The sequence below is a fragment of the Streptomyces olivochromogenes genome, from assembly GCF_001514115.1.
Classification (GTDB): Bacteria; Actinomycetota; Actinomycetes; order Streptomycetales; family Streptomycetaceae; genus Streptomyces; species Streptomyces olivochromogenes.
Window position 1 is genome coordinate 524085 of sequence record NZ_KQ948456.1, and the last position, 18604, is coordinate 542688.

The 18604-nt window shown below is 70.1% G+C and carries 14 protein-coding genes; 8 read left to right on the plus strand and 6 right to left on the minus strand.

Translation table 11 applies throughout. From position 1 onward, the window contains the following. Nucleotides 1-581: 581 nt before the first annotated feature. Together AQJ27_RS20025 and recD2 are read right to left on the minus strand one after the other, a co-directional pair. Nucleotides 582-1871 carry a citrate synthase gene (locus AQJ27_RS20025; protein ID WP_067370471.1) on the minus strand — a complete coding sequence of 430 codons (1290 nt, stop codon included), beginning with the start codon at nt 1869-1871 and terminating at the stop codon, nt 582-584. 321 nt (nt 1872-2192) lie between these two features. Beyond that, nucleotides 2193-4457, minus strand: a complete 2265-nt coding sequence (recD2, locus tag AQJ27_RS20030; RefSeq protein ID WP_067370474.1) for an SF1B family DNA helicase RecD2 — start codon at nt 4455-4457, stop codon at nt 2193-2195. Between the two features lie 213 nt (nt 4458-4670). On the opposite strand from recD2, the gene AQJ27_RS20035 reads away from it, so the two are divergent. The 7 genes from AQJ27_RS20035 (at nt 4671) to AQJ27_RS20065 (ending at nt 12144) form a co-directional block, all read left to right on the plus strand. Further along, nucleotides 4671-5402 carry an SDR family oxidoreductase gene (locus AQJ27_RS20035; RefSeq protein ID WP_067370478.1) on the plus strand — a complete coding sequence of 244 codons (732 nt, stop codon included), beginning with the start codon at nt 4671-4673 and terminating at the stop codon, nt 5400-5402. Between the two features lie 211 nt (nt 5403-5613). Further along, nucleotides 5614-6648 carry a LacI family DNA-binding transcriptional regulator gene (locus AQJ27_RS20040; protein ID WP_067370481.1) on the plus strand — a complete coding sequence of 345 codons (1035 nt, stop codon included), beginning with the start codon at nt 5614-5616 and terminating at the stop codon, nt 6646-6648. Further along, on the plus strand, nt 6645-8189 hold the full coding sequence (locus AQJ27_RS20045) for a sugar ABC transporter ATP-binding protein (RefSeq protein WP_067370484.1): 1545 nt from the start codon (nt 6645-6647) through the stop codon (nt 8187-8189). Before AQJ27_RS20040 ends, AQJ27_RS20045 begins: the two co-directional genes overlap by 4 nt. Continuing rightward, entirely contained in the window at nt 8179-10131 is a 1953-nt protein-coding gene (locus AQJ27_RS20050; protein WP_067370487.1) for an ABC transporter permease/substrate-binding protein, read from the plus strand. Before AQJ27_RS20045 ends, AQJ27_RS20050 begins: the two co-directional genes overlap by 11 nt. 99 nt (nt 10132-10230) lie before the next feature. Beyond that, complete coding sequence (locus AQJ27_RS20055) at nt 10231-11130, plus strand: ribokinase (protein WP_067370491.1); 900 nt, start codon at nt 10231-10233, stop codon at nt 11128-11130. Beyond that, nucleotides 11127-11516: a D-ribose pyranase gene (gene rbsD / locus AQJ27_RS20060; protein WP_067370494.1), complete on the plus strand. Its 390-nt coding sequence runs from the start codon at nt 11127-11129 to the stop codon at nt 11514-11516. Before AQJ27_RS20055 ends, rbsD begins: the two co-directional genes overlap by 4 nt. Before the next feature lie 241 nt (nt 11517-11757). Then, nucleotides 11758-12144, plus strand: a complete 387-nt coding sequence (locus tag AQJ27_RS20065; protein WP_067370680.1) for a DUF937 domain-containing protein — start codon at nt 11758-11760, stop codon at nt 12142-12144. 29 nt (nt 12145-12173) lie between these two features. Here AQJ27_RS20065 and AQJ27_RS20070 read toward each other — a convergent pair whose 3' ends face one another. Genes AQJ27_RS20070 through AQJ27_RS20080 form a run of 3 tightly spaced genes read right to left on the minus strand, consistent with a single transcriptional unit; the run spans nt 12174 to nt 15303 of the window. Beyond that, a complete protein-coding gene (locus AQJ27_RS20070; protein WP_067370497.1) occupies nt 12174-13004 on the minus strand; it encodes a sugar phosphate isomerase/epimerase family protein in 831 nt (276 codons plus the stop codon). Further along, complete coding sequence (locus tag AQJ27_RS20075; RefSeq protein ID WP_067370500.1) at nt 13001-14155, minus strand: dihydrodipicolinate synthase family protein; 1155 nt, start codon at nt 14153-14155, stop codon at nt 13001-13003. The genes AQJ27_RS20070 and AQJ27_RS20075 overlap by 4 nt, the downstream gene beginning before the upstream one ends. Beyond that, the gene (locus AQJ27_RS20080; RefSeq protein ID WP_067370502.1) at nt 14152-15303 is read right to left on the minus strand and encodes a Gfo/Idh/MocA family protein; all 1152 of its coding nucleotides are present in this window, start codon (nt 15301-15303) and stop codon (nt 14152-14154) included. The genes AQJ27_RS20075 and AQJ27_RS20080 overlap by 4 nt, the downstream gene beginning before the upstream one ends. A gap of 319 nt (nt 15304-15622) precedes the next feature. On the opposite strand from AQJ27_RS20080, the gene AQJ27_RS20085 reads away from it, so the two are divergent. Further along, nucleotides 15623-16672, plus strand: a complete 1050-nt coding sequence (locus tag AQJ27_RS20085) for a LacI family DNA-binding transcriptional regulator (protein ID WP_067370505.1) — start codon at nt 15623-15625, stop codon at nt 16670-16672. 424 nt (nt 16673-17096) lie between these two features. Here the strand turns inward: AQJ27_RS20085 and AQJ27_RS20090 are convergent, their stop codons facing one another. Next, a complete protein-coding gene (locus AQJ27_RS20090) occupies nt 17097-18524 on the minus strand; it encodes an alkaline phosphatase family protein (RefSeq protein WP_067370507.1) in 1428 nt (475 codons plus the stop codon). Nucleotides 18525-18604 lie beyond the last annotated feature (80 nt).

Here is an 18604-nt window from a genome sequence, read left to right on the forward strand (position 1 = left end):
CGACGGAGTAAGAGTCCCCCTAGAGTCGAACGGGAGCCTCACATAAGCTCTTCACAAGGCTCGCGCATCTTCCTTACGCTTGGGTCTCGATTTGCCATATCAGTCTCTTGCGTATCTTCAGGACATACGCAAGAGACGCAGATCACAGTGATGCGAACGTAACCATCGAAGGGGTTCGTGAGTCTAAGTTGGCGATGCCGGAGACGTCTTGGGGGGCGTCTCTGACATCTGGGGATGTCTTGGGGGACGTTCCCGGAACTGCGTTGCCGGGGCACGTGCAGCGGGGAGCTTTGAGCGGCCCTCCCGTCGGTACGGGTCCCGGCAGACCGCACCCCAGCAGTTCATGAGCACCGCGGTAGTACAGAGAGTTTTGCTCGTTTTGCTCACGGCCGGTCCGGTCAGCCCGGTCGGCCGGGAGCAACGCGTCAGCACGCTCGCAGCGATTCAGGCGCTGTCCCACAGACGCCCGGCCGGATCCCGTGGGGGGAATCCGCACCGGGACAAGGAAAGCGCCCTGACTGCCGGCCCGTGGGGGGACCGGTAGCAGGGCGCTTTCCGTTTTTCTTGCGAGTGACCTGGACCTAGCGGGCCTCGACCGGGACGAAGTCGCGCAGGACCTCGCCCGTGTAGATCTGGCGCGGGCGGCCGATGCGGGAGCCGGGCTCCTTGATCATCTCGTGCCACTGGGCGATCCAGCCCGGGAGGCGGCCGAGGGCGAACAGGACCGTGAACATCTCGGTCGGGAAGCCCATGGCGCGGTAGATCAGACCGGTGTAGAAGTCCACGTTCGGGTAGAGGCTGCGCGAGACGAAGTAGTCGTCGGAGAGCGCGTGCTCCTCCAGCTTGAGCGCGATGTCCAGCAGCTCGTCGGACTTGCCGAGCGCCGAGAGGACATCGTGCGCCGCCGCCTTGATGATCTTCGCCCGGGGGTCGAAGTTCTTGTAGACGCGGTGGCCGAAGCCCATCAGGCGGACGCCGTCCTCCTTGTTCTTCACCTTGCGGATGAAGGAGTCGACGTCGCCGCCGGAGGCCTGGATGCCCTCCAGCATCTCCAGCACGGACTGGTTGGCGCCACCGTGCAGGGGGCCCCACAGCGCGCTGATGCCCGCGGAGATCGACGCGAACATGTTCGCCTGCGACGAGCCCACCAGACGCACGGTGGAGGTCGAACAGTTCTGCTCGTGGTCGGCGTGCAGGATGAGCAGCTTGTCGAGCGCGGCGACGACGACCGGGTCGAGCTCGTAGTCCTGCGCGGGGACCGAGAAGGTCATGCGCAGGAAGTTCTCGACGTACCCGAGGTCGTTGCGCGGGTAGACGAAGGGGTGACCGATCGACTTCTTGTAGGCGTACGCCGCGATCGTCGGAAGCTTGGCGAGAAGTCGGATCGTCGAAAGGTGACGCTGCTTCTCGTCGAACGGGTTGTGGCTGTCCTGGTAGAACGTCGACAGGGCACTGACCACCGACGACAGCATCGCCATCGGGTGGGCGTCGCGCGGGAAGCCCTGGAAGAAGCGCTTGACGTCCTCGTGCAGCAGGGTGTGCTGCGTGATCTCGTTCTTGAAGGTGGAGAGCTCGTCCACGTTCGGCAGCTCACCGTTGATCAGCAGAGAGGCCACCTCAAGGAAGGTGGAGCGCTCGGCCAGCTGCTCGATCGGGTAGCCGCGGTACCGGAGGATGCCCTGCTCACCGTCGAGGTAGGTGATCGCGGATTTATACGCGGCGGTGTTGCCGTACCCGCTGTCCAGCGTCACCAGCCCGGTCTGGGCGCGGAGCTTCCCGATGTCGAAGCCCTTGTCGCCGACGGTGCTGTCGATCACCGGGTAGGTGTACTCGCCATCGCCGTACCGCAGTACTACAGAGTTGTCGCTCACGTCATCCCTCACCGACGTTGTGCCTCTTCTTCGAGGTGCCCTGACTGTCTCTACCATCCCCCATTTGGCCCTGGAGAGTGCACTCGGGGTCGACCATTGGGCCTATCGGCGGCACTCAGTGCCGCCAACCTGCTCATCCTGCCCCCCTTCGCCCTGGTTCCGGAAGTGCTGTGTGACCTTTGCGACTCATTTGATCGATCATTTTTTGCGATGCCTGGGGCGGCTACCCGTTCCGCCCCGGACCCCGGGTGCGTCATTTTCGGCTGCGGGCCGGTGGGGGCTGGTCGCGCAGTTCCCCGCGCCCCTGAAAACCCTGGGCCGTCACGTGGTGAGGCGGTGGTCGAGGGAGGTGTGGCGGCGGCCTGCCGACACCGTGCGGACCGCCTGGCCGATCGCCTTGCGGGAGCCGACCAGGACGACGAGTTTCTTGGCCCGGGTGACCGCCGTGTAGAGCAGATTGCGCTGGAGCATCATCCACGCGCCGGTGGTGACCGGGATCACCACCGCGGGGTACTCACTGCCCTGGGAGCGGTGGATCGTCACCGCGTACGCGTGGGCCAGTTCGTCGAGTTCGTCGAAGTCGTAGGGAACCTCCTCGTCCTCGTCCGTCAGCACCGTCAGGCGCTGCTCCTCGGAGTCGAGTGAGGTGACCACGCCCACGGTGCCGTTGAAGACGCCGTTCTCGCCTTTTTCGTAGTTGTTGCGGATCTGGGTCACCTTGTCGCCGACCCGGAAGACCCGGCCGCCGAAGCGTTTTTCGGGGAGGTCGGGGCGGCCTGGCGTGATCGCCTGCTGCAGCAGGCCGTTGAGGGTGCCCGCGCCCGCCGGGCCGCGGTGCATGGGCGCCAGCACCTGGATGTCCCGGCGCGGGTCGAGCCCGAACTTGGCGGGAATCCGACGTGCCGCCACATCCACGGTGAGCCGCCCGGCGTCCTCGGTCTCGTCCTCGACGAAGAGGAAGAAGTCCTTCATGCCGTCGGTGACGGGGTGCTGCCCGGAGTTGATCCGGTGCGCGTTCGTCACCACCCCGGACTGCTGGGCCTGGCGGAAGACCTGGGTGAGACGGACGGAGGGGATGGGACTCCGGTCGGCGAGCAGGTCACGCAGGACCTCGCCGGCGCCGACGCTGGGGAGTTGGTCGACATCCCCGACGAACAGCAGGTGGGCGCCCGGCGGCACCGCCTTGACCAGCTTGTTGGCGAGCAGGAGGTCGAGCATGGAGGCCTCGTCCACGACCACCAGGTCGGCGTCCAGCGGCCGGTCCTTGTCGTACGCCGCGTCCCCGCCCGGCTTGAGCTCCAGGAGCCGGTGCACGGTGGAGGCGTCCGCTCCGGTCAGCTCGGCGAGCCGCTTGGCGGCACGGCCCGTGGGCGCCGCGAGCACCACCTTCGCCCGCTTGGCGCGCGCCAGCTCCACGATCGAGCGGACCGTGAACGACTTGCCGCAGCCGGGGCCCCCGGTGAGCACCGCGACCTTCTTGGTGAGCGCCAGCCGGACGGCCTCCTCCTGCCCGGGTGCCAACTCCGCGCCCGTACGCCCCTTCAGCCAGGTCAGTGCCTTGTCCCAGGCCACGTCGTGGAAACCGGGCATCCGGTCCTCGGTGGTGCGCAGGAGACGCAACAGCTGGGCCGAGAGGGAGAGTTCGGCGCGGTGGAAGGGGACCAGGTAGACGGCCGTGACCGTGTCCGGGCCGCCGTCGGGACCCGGGACCTTCTCGCGTACGACGCCCGGCTCCCGTACGCCACCGGGCTCGTCCTCGTCCTCGGTCGGCTCCGCCAGTTCCGCCAGGCACTCGATGACCAGGCCCGTGTCCACCTGGAGCAGCTTCACCGCGTCGGCGATCAGCTGCTCCTCGGGGAGGAAGCAGTGGCCCTGGTCGGCGGACTGCGACAGGGCGTACTGGAGGCCCGCCTTGACGCGCTCGGGGCTGTCGTGCGGGATGCCGACGGACTGGGCGATCTTGTCCGCGGTGAGGAAGCCGATGCCCCAGACGTCGGCGGCCAGGCGGTAGGGCTGGTTCTTGACGACCGAGATCGACGCGTCGCCGTACTTCTTGTAGATGCGCACCGCGATCGACGTCGACACCTCGACGGTCTGGAGGAAGAGCATGACCTCCTTGATCGCCTTCTGCTCCTCCCAGGCGTCGGCGATCTTCTTGGTGCGCTTGGGGCCGAGGCCGGGGACCTCGATGAGGCGCTTCGGCTCCTCCTCGATGATCTGGAGCGTGTCCAGCCCGAAGTGCTGGGTGATGCGGTCGGCGAAGATCGGGCCGATGCCCTTGACCAGGCCGGATCCGAGGTAGCGGCGGATGCCCTGGACGGTGGCGGGCAGGACGGTCGTGTAGTTCTCCACCGTGAACTGCTTGCCGTACTGCGGGTGGGAGCCCCAACGGCCCTCCATCCGGAGCGACTCGCCCACCTGGGCGCCGAGGAGCGCGCCCACGACGGTGAGCAGATCGCCGGCGCCGCGGCCGGTGTCCACCCTCGCGACCGTGTACCCGTTCTCCTCGTTGGCGTACGTGATCCGCTCGAGCACGCCCTCGACAACCGCCAGTTGCACCTGCCGGTTCCCCGCCTCATTGGACATGATCCGAAGGTACCTGTGACGACTGACAGCCGGGGCGCCGCGGCGGACAGCAGCGGCGGCGAGCGGCGGACAGCGGCGGGCGGACCTGCACCTCGCTGCCGTTCAGTCGGCCACTGACGCCGGCCAGTGCGCCGCCCACCTCCCCAAAGGGTACATAGGATTCATAACGGACAATGATCGACGGGCGTCAACGAGTGAAGGGCAGGGCGTCTCATGAAGTTCGCAGTCATCGGCGGGACCGGGCTGATCGGGTCACAGGTCGTGCGGGACCTGAACGCGGCCGGACACGAGGCGGTGCCGCACTCGCTGTCCACCGGGGTCGACGTCCTCACCGGTCAGGGCGTGGACGCGGCGCTGGCCGGCGCCGACGTGGTCGTCAACCTGACCAACTCCCCCACCTTCGACGACGCCTCCGCCGCGTTCTTCCGGACCTCGATGGACCACCTCCTGACCGCGGCCCAGCGGGCGGGCGTCGGACACTTCGTCATCCTGTCCATCGTCGGCACCGACCAGGTGCCGGAGCTCGACTACTACCGCGCCAAGACCCTCCAGGAAGACATCCTCAAGGCCGGCCCCGTCCCGTACTCCATCGTCCGCGCCACGCAGTTCATGGAGTTCGTCGACGCCGTCATGTCCTGGACCACCGACGGCGACACCGTCCGCCTGCCCCGCACCCCCATCCAGCCGATCGCCGCGGCGGACGTCGCGGCGACCGTCGCCGAGGTCGCGGCCGGATCACCCCTGGACGGCACCCTCGAGGTCGGCGGACCCGACACCTACCCACTGGACGAACTGGGCCGGATCACCCTCGCCTTCAAGGGCGACGAACGCTCGGTGACCGTCGACGACACCGCCGGAATGTTCGCCGCGGCCCACGGCGACGTCCTCACCACCAAGAAGGGCGCCCGCATCGCCCCCACGCACTACACCGACTGGCTGAAGTAGCCCACAGGAGCACCCGCGACCCGCAAGGGGCGGGTGCTCCACCCCCTGCCCCACCCCCTGCTCCACCCTCACCCCACCCTCACCCCGCTCCGCTCATCCGAGCGCGGTTCATCACGATCCGGTCTCGGCATGTGGTTGAGGTCTTGATTAATGCTCGTGTAATCGATTCCAATCCTCCATGTAATCGATTCCACGAGGAGGTGGAGCGGCGATGGCGAGCATCAAGGACGTTGCCGCCGAGGCCGGCGTATCCGTCGCCACGGTCTCGCGCGTCCTGAACGATCATCCGTCGGTCAGCGAAGACGCACGCACCCGCGTGCTGGCCGCCGTACAGACCCTGGGCTACCGCCCGAACGCCGTCGCCCGCTCACTGCGCACCGACCAGACCCGCACCCTCGGCCTGGTCATCAGCGACGTACTCAACCCGTACTTCACCGAGCTGGCCCGCTCCGTCGAGGAGGAGGCCCGCGCCCTCGGCTACAGCGTGATCATCGGCAACGCCGACGAACGGCCGGACCTCCAGGACCACCACGTACGGACCCTGCTGGACCGGCGGATCGACGGACTGCTCGTCTCCCCCGCCGACGGCGGCTCCCCCGGGATGCTGGACGCCGCGCGTGCGGGGACGCCGATGGTCTTCGTGGACCGCTGGATCCCGGGCGTGGACGTGCCCGTCGTACGGGCGGACGGCCGGACGGCGGTCCGGGATCTCGTGGCGCATCTGCACGGACTCGGACACCGCCGGCTCGCGATCATCGCGGGGCCCGCGGCGACCACCACCGGCAGCGAGCGCGTCGAGGCCTTCCGGGAGGCCATGGCCGAGCACGGGCTGCCGCTCCCGGACGCCTACATAGGCCAGGGCGACTTCCAGGCCGAGAGCGGACGGCGGGTCACCGAGGGCTTCCTCGACCTGCCCGAGCCGCCCGAGGTCGTCTTCGCCGCCGACAACCTGATGGCGCTCGGCGCGCTGGACGCGATCCGCGCGCGCGGGCTGCGGGTTCCCGAGGACATCGCGCTCGCGGCGTTCGACGACATCCCGTGGTTCGTGCACACCGATCCGCCGATCACCGCGGTGGCCCAGCCGACCGGCGAGCTGGGGCGGGCCGCCGTACGCGCGCTCGTCGACCGGATCGAGGGGCGCCCCCCGCAGTCGGTCACCCTCGCCGCCCGTCTCGTCGTCCGCCGCTCGTGCGGCGAACCGGCCCCCACCCCGCACTCCCCCGTAACGAACAGGAGCACGTCGTGAGCAACCAGGACGAGTTGCTGCGCATCGAGGGCATCCGAAAGACCTTCCCCGGCGTGGTCGCGCTCGACAGCGTCGACTTCGATCTGCGCCGCGGCGAGGTGCATGTGCTGCTCGGCGAGAACGGTGCCGGCAAGAGCACGCTCATCAAGATGCTCTCGGGCGCCTACCAGCCCGACTCCGGGCGTGTCCTCGTCGACGGCGAGGAGGTGCGCATCCACGGCGCGCAGGACTCCGAGCGCCTCGGGATCGCGACCATCTACCAGGAGTTCAACCTCGTTCCCGATCTGACGGTCGCCGAGAACATCTTCCTGGGGCGGCAGCCGCGCCGCTACGGGCTGATCGACCGGAAGACGATGGAGGCCGAGGCCGCCGAACTGCTGGAGCGGGTGGGTGTCAGCGTCTCCCCGCGCGCGCGGGTGCGTGAACTCGGTATCGCACGTCTCCAGATGGTCGAGATCGCGAAGGCGCTGAGCCTGAACGCCCGCGTGCTGATCATGGACGAGCCGACCGCGGTGCTCACCTCCGAAGAGGTCGAAAAACTCTTCTCCATCGTGCGCCGGCTGCGCGAGGACGGTGTCGGCATCGTCTTCATCACGCACCACCTGGAGGAGATCGCCGCCCTGGGGGACCGGGTCACCGTCATCCGGGACGGCAAGAGCGTCGGGCAGGTCCCGGCCTCCACCGCCGAGGACGAGCTCGTGCGGCTCATGGTGGGGCGGTCGATCGAGCAGCAGTATCCCCGCGTGCGGGCCACTGGTGACGACGGCTCCGGGGCCGCCCTGCTGACCGTCGAGGGGCTGACCCGCGACGGGGTCTTCCACGACGTGAGTTTCGAGGTGCGGGCCGGTGAGGTCGTCGGTATCGCGGGGCTCGTGGGGGCCGGGCGCACGGAGGTCGTACGAGCGGTCTTCGGGGCCGATCCGTACGACAAGGGGGCCGTGAAGGTCGCCGGTTCCGCGCTGCGGCGGCACGACGTGAACGCGGCGATGGCGGCCGGGATCGGGCTCATCCCCGAGGACCGCAAGGGCCAGGGGCTGCTCCTGGACGCCTCCGTCGAGGAGAACCTCGGCCTGGTCACCATGCGGGCGGCGACCCATGGCGGGCTCGTCGACCTCAAGGGCCAGCGGGCGGCCGCCGCCCGGATCGCCGAGCAGCTCGGCGTCCGGATGGCCGGTCTCGGCCAGCACGTGCGCACGCTCTCCGGCGGCAACCAGCAGAAGGTCGTCATCGGCAAGTGGCTGCTGGCCGATACCAAGGTGCTGATCCTCGACGAGCCGACCCGTGGCATCGACGTCGGCGCCAAGGTCGAGATCTACCAGCTCGTCAACGAACTGACGGCCGCCGGCGCGGCCGTCCTGATGATCTCCAGCGATCTGCCCGAGGTGCTCGGCATGAGCGACCGGGTGCTGGTGATGGCCCAGGGCCGGATCGCGGGCGAGCTGTCCGCCGACGAGGCGACCCAGGACTCCGTGATGGCACTCGCCGTCAGCACACCGACCACCAACTCTGTTACCGCTGTGGAGGGCTCCCGTGGCCACTGACACGCTCAAGAGCACTACGGGCGCGAGTGGCGCCTCGGCGGTCCGCCGCCTCCTGCTCGACAACGGAGCGCTCACCGCGCTCATCGCCCTCGTCATCGCGATGTCGGCGCTGTCCGGCGACTTCCTGACGACGGACAACCTGCTCAACATCGGCGTCCAGGCGGCCGTGACCGCCATCCTCGCCTTCGGTGTGACCTTCGTGATCGTCTCGGCGGGCATCGACCTGTCGGTCGGCTCGGTCGCCGCGCTGTCCGCCACCGTCCTCGCCTGGACGGCGACTTCGCAGGGCGTCCCGGTCTGGATCGCGGTGATCCTCGCGATCGCGACCGGCATAGCGTGCGGCCTGGTCAACGGTGTCCTGATCTCCTACGGGAAACTGCCGCCGTTCATCGCGACTCTCGCCATGCTGTCGGTGGGCCGCGGTCTGTCCCTGGTGATCTCGCAGGGCTCGCCGATCGCCTTCCCCGAGTCCGTCTCGCACCTCGGTGACACCCTCGGCGGCTGGCTGCCGGTCCCCGTCCTGGTGATGGTCGTCATGGGCCTGATCACCGCTCTCATCCTGGGCCGTACCTACATCGGCCGCTCCATGTACGCGATCGGCGGCAACGAGGAGGCCGCGCGCCTCTCGGGCCTGCGGGTGAAGAGGCAGAAGCTCGCGATCTACGCCCTGTCGGGTCTCTTCGCGGCCGCCGCGGGCATCGTGCTCGCCTCCCGCCTGTCCTCCGCGCAGCCGCAGGCCGCGCAGGGCTACGAGCTGGACGCGATCGCCGCGGTCGTCATCGGCGGCGCCTCCCTGGCGGGCGGCACCGGCAAGGCGTCCGGCACGCTGATCGGCGCCCTGATCCTCGCGGTGCTCCGCAACGGTCTGAACCTGCTCTCCGTCTCCGCGTTCTGGCAGCAGGTCGTCATCGGTGTCGTGATCGCGCTGGCGGTGCTGCTGGACACGCTGCGGCGCAAGGCCGGGGCGACCCCGGTGGCCGCCGGGGCGGGTGCGCCGGGCGGCAGGGGCAAGCAGGCGGCGACGTACATCATCGCGGCCGTGGTCGCGGCGGCGATCGTCGGTGCGATGTCCTTCCTGCACAACGGCTCCTCCTCGTCGGCGACGAAGAAGGTGGGCCTGTCCCTCTCCACCCTGAACAACCCCTTCTTCGTGCAGATCGAGGCGGGTGCGAAGGCGGAGGCGAAGAAGCTCGGCGTGGACCTGACGGTCACGGACGCGCAGAACGACGCCTCCCAGCAGGCCAACCAGTTGCAGAACTTCACCAGTTCGGGCCTCGGCTCGATCATCGTCAACCCGGTGGACTCGGACGCGGCGGGCCCGGCGGTCCGCTCCGCGAACAAGGCCGGCATCCCCGTCGTCGGCGTGGACCGGGGCGTGAACAAGGCCGACACGGCCGCGCTGGTCGCCTCCGACAACATCGCGGGCGGCAAGCTCGGCGCCAAGGCGATGGCCGAGAAGCTGGGCGGCAAGGGCAAGATCGTGATCCTGCAGGGCCTGGCCGGAACGTCCGCGAGCCGTGAGCGCGGCGCGGGCTTCGCCGAGGGTCTGAAGGCCTACCCGGGCATCGAGGTCGTCGCCCGGCAGCCCGCGGACTTCGACCGCACCAAGGGCCTCGACGTGATGACGAACCTGCTTCAGGCGCACCCCGACATCCAGGGCGTCTTCGCCGAGAACGACGAGATGGCGCTCGGCGCGGTCAAGGCGCTCGGCTCCAAGGCCGGCACGTCGGTCTCGGTCATCGGCTTCGACGGCGAACCGGACGGCCTGAAGGCGGTCGAGGACGGCACGATGTACGCGTCCGTGGCCCAGCAGCCGAAGGAGCTCGGCCGGATCGCGGTGGAGAACGCGCTGAACGCCGCCGAGGGCAAGAAGGTCGACAAGACGGTGATGGTGCCGGTGAAGGTGGTCACGAAGGAGAATGTGGCCGGCTTCGGCGGATGACCTGAGCGGGCCGCCCGGGCAGCGCGACGCGGACGACCTCCGCGCGCCGCCGGGCGGCTCGCCCTGTTGCCTCGACTCACCTTCATAGGGAGAAAGTTCATGTACGACTACGACCTGCTGGTCGTGGGATCGGCCAACGCCGACCTGGTGATAGGGGTCGAGCGGCGGCCCGCGGCCGGCGAGACGGTGCTCGGCTCCGACCTCGTCGTCCACCCGGGCGGCAAGGGCGCCAACCAGGCGGTCGCCGCCGGCCGCCTCGGAGCCCGCACGGCGCTGCTGGCCCGGGTCGGCGACGACGCGCACGGGCGGCTGCTGCTCGACTCGCAGCGGGCGGCCGGGGTCGACACGGCGGGCGTGCTCGTCGGCGGGGCGCCGACCGGGGTCGCGCTCATCACGGTGGATCCCTCCGGGGACAACAGCATCGTGGTCTCACCCGGTGCCAACGGCCGCCTCACACCCGAGGACGTGCGGTCCGCCGGAAACCTCCTGGCGGCCTCCCGCGTGGTCTCGGCGCAGCTGGAGATCCCGTTGGAGACGGTCGTGGAGGTCGTACGGAATCTCGCTCCCGGCAGCCGTTTCGTGCTGAACCCGTCGCCGCCGCGCGCGCTGCCCGCCGAGGTGCTCGCGGCCTGCGATCCGCTGATCGTGAACGAGCACGAGGCGCGGGTGATCGTCGGCACGGATCTCGGGGACTCCCCGGAGGACTGGGCGTCCGCCCTGCTCGCCCTCGGCCCGCGCTCGGTGGTGATCACGCTGGGCGCGCGGGGCGCGCTGGTGGCTTCCGCCGCGGGCACCGCGCGGGTGCCGTCAGTGAAGGTGGAGACGGTGGACACGACGGGCGCGGGGGACGCGTTCACGGCGGCGCTGGCGTGGCGGCTCGGGCTCGACGAGCCGCTCGCCGAGGCGGCCGCGTACGCCGCCCGCGTCGGTGCGGCGGCGGTCACCCGCGCCGGTGCGCAGGAGTCCTTCCCGACGGCCGAGGAGGTCGCGTCGCCATGAAGAAGGCCGGAATCCTGAACCGCCATCTGTCGGGCGCGCTGGCCGAGCTGGGCCACGGGGACGGGGTGCTCGTCTGCGATGCCGGGATGCCCATCCCCGCCGGTCCGCGCGTCGTGGACCTGGCCTTCCGGGCCGGAGTGCCGTCCTTCGCCGAGGTGCTCGACGGGCTGCTGGAGGAACTCGTGGTGGAGGGCGCCACGGCCGCGCACGAGATCCGCGGGGCGAACCCGGAGGCGACGGCCCTGCTGGACGCCCGTTTCCCCACGCTGTCGACGGTCTCCCACGAGGAACTGAAGTCACTGTCGGCGGGCGCGAAGCTGATCGTCCGCACGGGAGAGGCTCGGCCGTACGCGAATGTGCTGCTGCGGTGCGGGGTGTTCTTCTAGCCCGGTGTCTTCCAGCCCGGTGTGCGACAGGTTCGGCGCGGTGCCCGACATGTTCGGCCCGGTGCCCGAGATGCTTCGAGGGGCCCGGTCCGTCGACCAGGCCCCTCGGATTTCCCCTCCGACATCAGAACCCCCGCGATCCCCCCGGATCCCCCTCCAGAAGTCCTGATGCCAAGTACGACACGCGCGGTGGGGGAAGGGTTGCACGGCCTTCCGAGATTTTTTCGGGATGCTTTCCGGCATGAGTGAATCCGCTTCCTCCTTCGAGGACGACGTGCTCGGTGAACTGGGCGACGACAGGCTCCAGGAGATCGCGGGGCTGCTGGGGACCGACACGGCGGGCGCCCAGGAGGTGGTCGGAACCACGGTCTCGGCACTCGCCGGCCCCGTACAGGAGGAGGCCGCGGCGGCGCCCGAGGAGGAGGCCCCGCTCCAGGGCGTGTCCACCCTGGGCGGGTTCGCCACCGGCGGTCTGATGGCCGGGGTGCTGGCCAAGGTGAGCAAGCCGGTCGCGAACGCCGTCGCCAAGAAGACGGGCATCCCGGCGGCCACGGTCACCCGTGTCATCGAGATGCTCGTCCCGGTCGTCCTGGCGGTCCTCAGCAAGCGGGCGGCACGCAAGAAGTGACCAAGAAGTGACAGCGGCCGCCGACGGGACTATCCCGCGTGCTCCACGAACCGCGCCGCCGTCTCCGCCAGCACCTCGCGCCCGTCCCGCCCCCACAGCCCGTCGTTGAACAGTTCGACCTCGATCGGCCCGGAGTATCCCGCCGCCTCGACGTACCCCCGCCACTCCCGCATGTCGATCGAACCGTCGCCGATCTGACCGCGGCCGTTGAGGACGCCCTCGGGCAGCGGAGTCGTCCAGTCGGCGAGCTGGAAGGTGTGGATACGGCCGCCGGCGCCCGCGCGGGCGATCTGGGCGGGAGCCGTGTCGTCCCACCAGATGTGGTACGTGTCGACGGTGACGCCCACCTGGTCCGCGGGGAAGCGTTCCGCGAGGTCCAGGGCCTGGGCGAGGGTGGACACCACACAACGGTCCGCGGCGTACATGGGGTGGAGGGGCTCGATGGCCAGCCGCACGCCCCGCTCGGCGGCGTACGGGCCCAGCTCCCCCAGCGCGTCGGCGATCCGCTCCCGCGCGCCGTGCAGGTCCTTCGAACCGGCCGGCAGTCCCCCGGAGACCAGAACCAGGGTGTCGGTGCCGAGGGTCGCGGCCTCGTCGACGGCCGCACGGTTGTCGTCCAGGGCGCGGGCCCGCTCCTGCGGGTCGATCGCCGTGAAGAAGCCGCCACGGCAGAGCGTGGTGACGGCCAGACCGGCGTCGCGGACGAGTTTGGCGGTGGCGTCCAGGCCGTACGACTGGACGGGTTCACGCCAGAGTCCGACACCCGGGATCCGCAGCTCGAGGCAGGACTCGACCAGTTCGGGCATCGACAGCTGCTTGACCGTCATCTGGTTGATGGAGAAACGGGCGAGGCCGGTCATGAGGTCACTCCGTACAGAGCCAGCAGGGTCTTCATCCGGGCCTCGGCGAGCTCCGGGTTCGGGAACAGGCCGAGGGTGTCCGCCAGCTCGTACGCCCGCGCGAAGTGCGGCAGCGAGCGGGCCGACTGGAACCCGCCGACCATGGTGAAGTGTTCCTGGTGCCCGGCCAGCCACGCCAGCAGGACGACGCCCGTCTTGTAGAACCGGGTCGGCGCCTCGAAGAGATGGCGGGAGAGCTCGACGGTGGGGTCGAGAAGCTCACGGAAGCCCTTCACGTCACCGGTGTCGAGCACCCGTACCGCCTCCGCCGCGAGCGGACCCAGCGGATCGAAGATGCCGAGCAGGGCATGGCTGAAACCCTGCTCGTCGCCCGCGATCAGCTCGGGGTAGTTGAAGTCGTCACCGGTGTAGCAGCGGACGCCCTGCGGCAGGCGGCGGCGCAGGGCGACCTCGCGCCCGGCGTCGAGGAGGGAGACCTTGATGCCGTCGACCTTGTCCGGGTGGGCCGCGATGACCTCCAGGAACACGTCCGTGGCCGCGTCCAGGTCGCCCGACCCCCAGTAGCCCTCCAGGGCGGGGTCGAACATGGGACCGAGCCAGTGCAGGACCACGGGCTCGGCCGCCTGGCGGAGCAGATGCCCGTAGACCTCCAGGTAGTCCTCGGGCCCCTTAGCGGTCGCCGCCAGCGCCCGGGAGGCCATGAGGATGGCCTGCGCCCCCGACTCCTCGACGAGGGCGAGCTGCTCCTCGTACGCCGTCCGCACCTCTTCCAGGGATGCCGGACCGGTGAGCTGATCGGTGCCGACACCGCACGCGATACGGCCCCCGACCGCCTTCGCCTCCGCCGCGGACCGGCGGATGAGTTCCGCCGCGCCCGCCCAGTCCAGGCCCATGCCGCGCTGCGCGGTGTCCATCGCCTCGGCGACGCCGAGCCCGTGGGACCACAGGTGGCGGCGGAAGGCGAGGGTGGCGTCCCAGTCGACGGCGGCGGCCGAGTCGGGCGAGACGTCCGCGAACGGGTCGGCGACGACGTGCGCGGCCGAGAAGACCGTACGGGAGGTGAAGGGCGCGCCGGTGGTGAGGGCGAGGGGGGTGGTGCGGGGCTCATACGCCCTCAACCCCCCGCCAGGGGACGGCAGTTGAATGGTCACAGCGCAATCTCCGGCACGTCGAGACGGCGGCCCTCGGCCGAGGACTTCAGCCCCAGTTCGGCGAGCTGGACGCCGCGGGCGCCGGCGAGAAGGTCCCAGTGGTAGGGGGCGTCGGCGTACACATGCCGCAGGAACAGCTCCCACTGCGCCTTGAAGCCGTTGTCGAACTCGGCGTTGTCGGGGATCTCCTGCCACTGGTCGCGGAAGGAGTAGGTGGCCGGGATGTCGGGGTTCCAGACCGGCTTGGGGGTGGCGGACCGGTGCTGGACGCGACAGTTGCGCAGCCCGGCGACGGCCGACCCCTCCGTCCCGTCGACCTGGAACTCGACCAGCTCGTCGCGGTTGACGCGCACCGCCCAGGAGGAGTTGATCTGGGCGATGGCGCCGCCCTCCAGCTCGAAGACGCCGTACGCGGCGTCGTCGGCCGTGGCGTCGTACGGCTTGTCCTGCTCGTCCCAGCGCTGCGGGATGTGGGTGGCGGTGAGCGCCTGGACGGAGGTGACCCGGCCGAACAGCTCGTGGAGCACGTACTCCCAGTGCGGGAACATGTCGACGACGATGCCGCCGCCGTCCTCCGCGCGATAGTTCCAGGAGGGCCGCTGGGCGCTCTGCCAGTCACCCTCGAAGACCCAGTAGCCGAACTCCCCGCGGATGGACAGGATCCGCCCGAAAAAGCCCCCGTCGATGAGCCGCTTGAGTTTCAGCAGCCCCGGGAGGAAGAGCTTGTCCTGCACGACGCCGTGCTTGATGCCCTTCTCGTGGGCGAGGCGGGCCAGTTCAAGGGCGCCGTCGAGGCCGGTGGCGGTGGGCTTCTCGGTGTAGATGTGCTTGCCCGCCGCGATGGCCTTCTTGATGGCCTCCTCTCGGGCGGAGGTCACCTGGGCGTCGAAGTAGATCTCCACGGTCGGGTCGGCGAGGACCTCGTCCACGTCCGTCGACCAGTGCTCCAGGCCGTGCTGCTCGGCGAGCGCCTTCAGCGCGTGCTCGCGGCGGCCGAGGAGGACCGGCTCGGGCCACAGCACCGTGCCGTCACCGAGGTCGAGGCCGCCCTGGTCGCGCAGGGCGAGAATCGAGCGGACGAGGTGCTGGCGGTAGCCCATGCGCCCCGTCACGCCGTTCATGGCGATTCGCACCGTCTTGCGTGTCACGTGATTCCCTTCGTACGCGGGTTCCGCGCCGCGTACGCCCCACTGGTGAACGTGACAGCAAGCGCTTTCTACACAAGAAGAAGTTAGCCTCTGTCGAGCCGATTGGACAAGACCATACGGACGACGAGATGTTCGACCGTCCGGACGGCTGGACGTAGGGGGCGTGGCACGGTCGGATGGAGCACTACGAGCAATACGAGCACTACAGGTGCGACGAGCACGACGGGTACGACGGGTACGGCAGGCCAAGGCCGAAGAGCACAGCGAGCACGAGAAGCACAATGAGGTGCTACGAGATGCGTGACCGGAGGACGACGAGATGACCGTGACCCTGGCGGACGTGGCGGCGCGTGCGCAGGTCTCGCCCGCGACCGTGTCCCGGGTGCTGAACGGGAACTATCCCGTCGCGGCGTCCACGCGCGAGCGGGTGCTGCGCGCGGTGGACGACCTGGACTACGTACTGAACGGGCCCGCGAGTTCGCTGGCCGCCGCCACCTCCGACCTGGTCGGCATCCTGGTGAACGACATCGCCGACCCCTTCTTCGGAATCATGGCGGCCGCGATCCAGTCGGAGATCGGCGGGCCCGGGGGACGTGCGGGCGGCGAACGGCTCGGGGTCGTGTGCAACACCGGCGGCTCCCCGGAGCGTGAGCTGACCTACCTCACCCTCCTTCAGCGCCAGCGCGCCGCCGCGGTCGTCCTGACGGGCGGCGCCGTCGAGGACGCGCCGCACGCGGCGGCGGTCGCGGCGAAGCTGCGCAAGCTCGGGGACGCGGGGACCCAGGTGGTCCTGTGCGGACGGCCGCCCGCGCCCGACGCCCCCGAGGCGATCGCGCTCACCTTCGACAACCGGGGCGGCGGACAGCAGCTCACCGAGCATCTGATCGGGCTCGGCCACCGCAGGCTCGGCTACATCGCGGGCCCGGAGGAGCGGACGACGACCCGGCACCGCCTCGAGGGGCACCGCGCCGCGCTCGCCGCACACGACATCGAGGACGATCCGCGACGCACGGTGCACGGACGCTACGACCGTCGCGCCGGCTACGAGGCGACCCTCGAACTCCTGCGCCGTGACCCGTCGTTGACGGCTGTCGTCGCCGCCAACGACACCGTCGCGCTCGGCGCGTGTGCCGCGCTGCGGGAGGCGGGCCTGCGTATTCCCGACGACGTGTCCGTCGCCGGCTTCGATGACCTTCCCTTCAGCATCGATGCCGTCCCCGCGCTCACGACGGTGCGGTTGCCTCTGTCGGAGGCGGGGGCCCGGGCCGGGCGTATCGCGATGGGGCGCGAGGAGCCGCCGCCGGGTGGGATCGCCACGGTGCGGGGGGAGTTGATGGTGCGGGGGTCCACGGGGGTGCCGCGCGCCTGAACGTGGGGTTCTCGCCCCTGCCGCCCCTACCCGTCCCATCCCGTCCCGGGGGCTCCGCCCCCAGACCCCCGGGTGGGTTCTTCGGCTGCGGGCGAGTGGGGGCTGGTCGCGCAGTTCCCCGCGCCCCTAAAAGGCACGGGGCTCCGCCCCAGACCCCCGGGTGAGCTTGTCCGCTGCGGGACGGTGGGGGCTGGGCGCGCAGTTCCCCGCGCCCCTGGTGGGGGGCGGGGCTGCGCCCCGGCCCCCCACACCCCTACGCACCCGCAGCCGGGGACGCACCGAAGGGGCCGTGGCGGTGCGTCGTAAGCGCGTCGCTTACGTTCGGATCGAGCAGCGGCTCCCTTGCCCGGCCCACGTCTGATCCGGCGGCGACGTGCTCGACGTACCGGCACGGCCCCGACCCACCCACCACCGGGGCCCGCGATCACACGTGCGGGCGGTGCCCCTTCTCCTGTCGGGGGAACGACTGGTCGGCACCGGGCAGCGTCGGCTTCGGAAGGGTCGCGACCTCCTCCTTCGCCTTCTCCAGCTGCTCCGCCGTGTCGTCCGGCAGCCGCGGCGGACGCGGACGCCCGTGCGAGAAGCGGAACGCCGACGTGAAGTCACCGAACGTCGACCGGCGCCAGTCGCTGACGTTGGGCTCCTCGACCCCCGTGAAGCGCTCGAGGAACCGCAGCGCCGAGGTGTGGTCGAACGCCTCCGAGGCCACCCAACCCCCCACCGTCCAGGGCGAGACGATGATCGCGGGGACTCGGAAGCCGCCTCCGACGGGCAGTCCCTGGACGAACTCGTCGGCGGTTCCGGGCGGAGGCGTCGGCGGCGGCACATGATCGAACAGGCCGTCGTTCTCGTCGTAGTTCAGGATGAACGCGGTCTTGCGCCACACCTTCGGGTTGGAGGCGATCGCCTCGATCTTCGACGCGACGAAATCGGCACCCGCGGCGGGCAGATAGTCCGGGTGCTCGGACTGAAAGCTCGTCGGCATGATCCAGGAGACGGCCGGCAGGCGGTCGTTGCGCGCGTCGTCCTCGAACGTGCCCTCCGGCTGCGGGCGTACCCCGCGCTCATACAGGTCGGACCCCGGCACGGCCGCGCGGAAGCTCGCGAACTGCTCCAGCATGTTGCAGCCGTAGTCGTCGTCCTGCTGGTACACCTTCCAGCTGACCCCGGCCGCCTGGAGCCGCTCCGCGTACGTCGTCCACCGGTACGGCGTCGGCGCCTTGTTCACGAGGACCGGTCCGCCCCGCGTACCACCCGGGTCGATCGTGCCGGTCATCCAGTACAGCCGGTTGGGCCAGGTCGGCCCGAACACCGAGCAGAAGTAGTTGTCGCAGATCGTGAAGGTCTCCGCCAGCGCGAACTGGAACGGGATGTCCTCACGCGTGTAGTAGCCCATCACGTACGGCCCGTTGATCCCGTCCGCCTTGCGGTGGGCCGGCAGCCAGCGGTCCATCTTCCCGCCGTTCCACGCGTCGTGCTGTACCGCCCACGCGTGGCTGGTGGAGGGGATCGCCTGGGCGCTGGACGTGTGGGTGTCGAGGTGGAAGGGGAGCAGATAGCCCTTCGGGTTCACGGCGTCGGGCTGGTAGAACACCGACCGCCCGGTGTCGAGCTGCAGCGCGTGCGGGTCGGCGAAGCCGCGGACACCGGACAGGGTGCCGAAGTAGTGGTCGAAGGACCGGTTCTCCTGCATCAGCATGACGACGTGCTCGATGTCGCGGAGCGAGCCGTGCTTCGGCGGCCCGGCCGCGACGGCCTTCTGGACGCTCGGCGGAAGCAGGGAGAGTGCCGCGGCGCCGCCCAGCGCGCCCGCGGCCGAACCCAGGAGTCTACGACGTGTCAACTCGGCCATTACTGCCCCTTCTTGAGACTTCGTCAGCTCTCCGGAGTCGAACGACGGCCCGCACGGGGACGGGCTCGCCGCTTCACTCT

Bases quoted from the DNA above. Each gene is read 5' to 3' on its own strand.
- recD2 (WP_067370474.1), bottom strand. From the start codon at position 4,457: ATGTCCAATGAGGCGGGGAACCGGCAGGTGCAACTGGCGGTTGTCGAG.
- AQJ27_RS20035 (WP_067370478.1), top strand. From the start codon at position 4,671: ATGAAGTTCGCAGTCATCGGCGGGACCGGGCTGATCGGGTCACAGGTC.
- AQJ27_RS20040 (WP_067370481.1), top strand. From the start codon at position 5,614: ATGGCGAGCATCAAGGACGTTGCCGCCGAGGCCGGCGTATCCGTCGCC.
- AQJ27_RS20055 (WP_067370491.1), top strand. From the start codon at position 10,231: ATGTACGACTACGACCTGCTGGTCGTGGGATCGGCCAACGCCGACCTG.
- rbsD (WP_067370494.1), top strand. From the start codon at position 11,127: ATGAAGAAGGCCGGAATCCTGAACCGCCATCTGTCGGGCGCGCTGGCC.
- AQJ27_RS20065 (WP_067370680.1), top strand. From the start codon at position 11,758: ATGAGTGAATCCGCTTCCTCCTTCGAGGACGACGTGCTCGGTGAACTG.
- AQJ27_RS20070 (WP_067370497.1), bottom strand. From the start codon at position 13,004: ATGACCGGCCTCGCCCGTTTCTCCATCAACCAGATGACGGTCAAGCAG.
- AQJ27_RS20085 (WP_067370505.1), top strand. From the start codon at position 15,623: ATGACCGTGACCCTGGCGGACGTGGCGGCGCGTGCGCAGGTCTCGCCC.
- AQJ27_RS20090 (WP_067370507.1), bottom strand. From the start codon at position 18,524: ATGGCCGAGTTGACACGTCGTAGACTCCTGGGTTCGGCCGCGGGCGCG.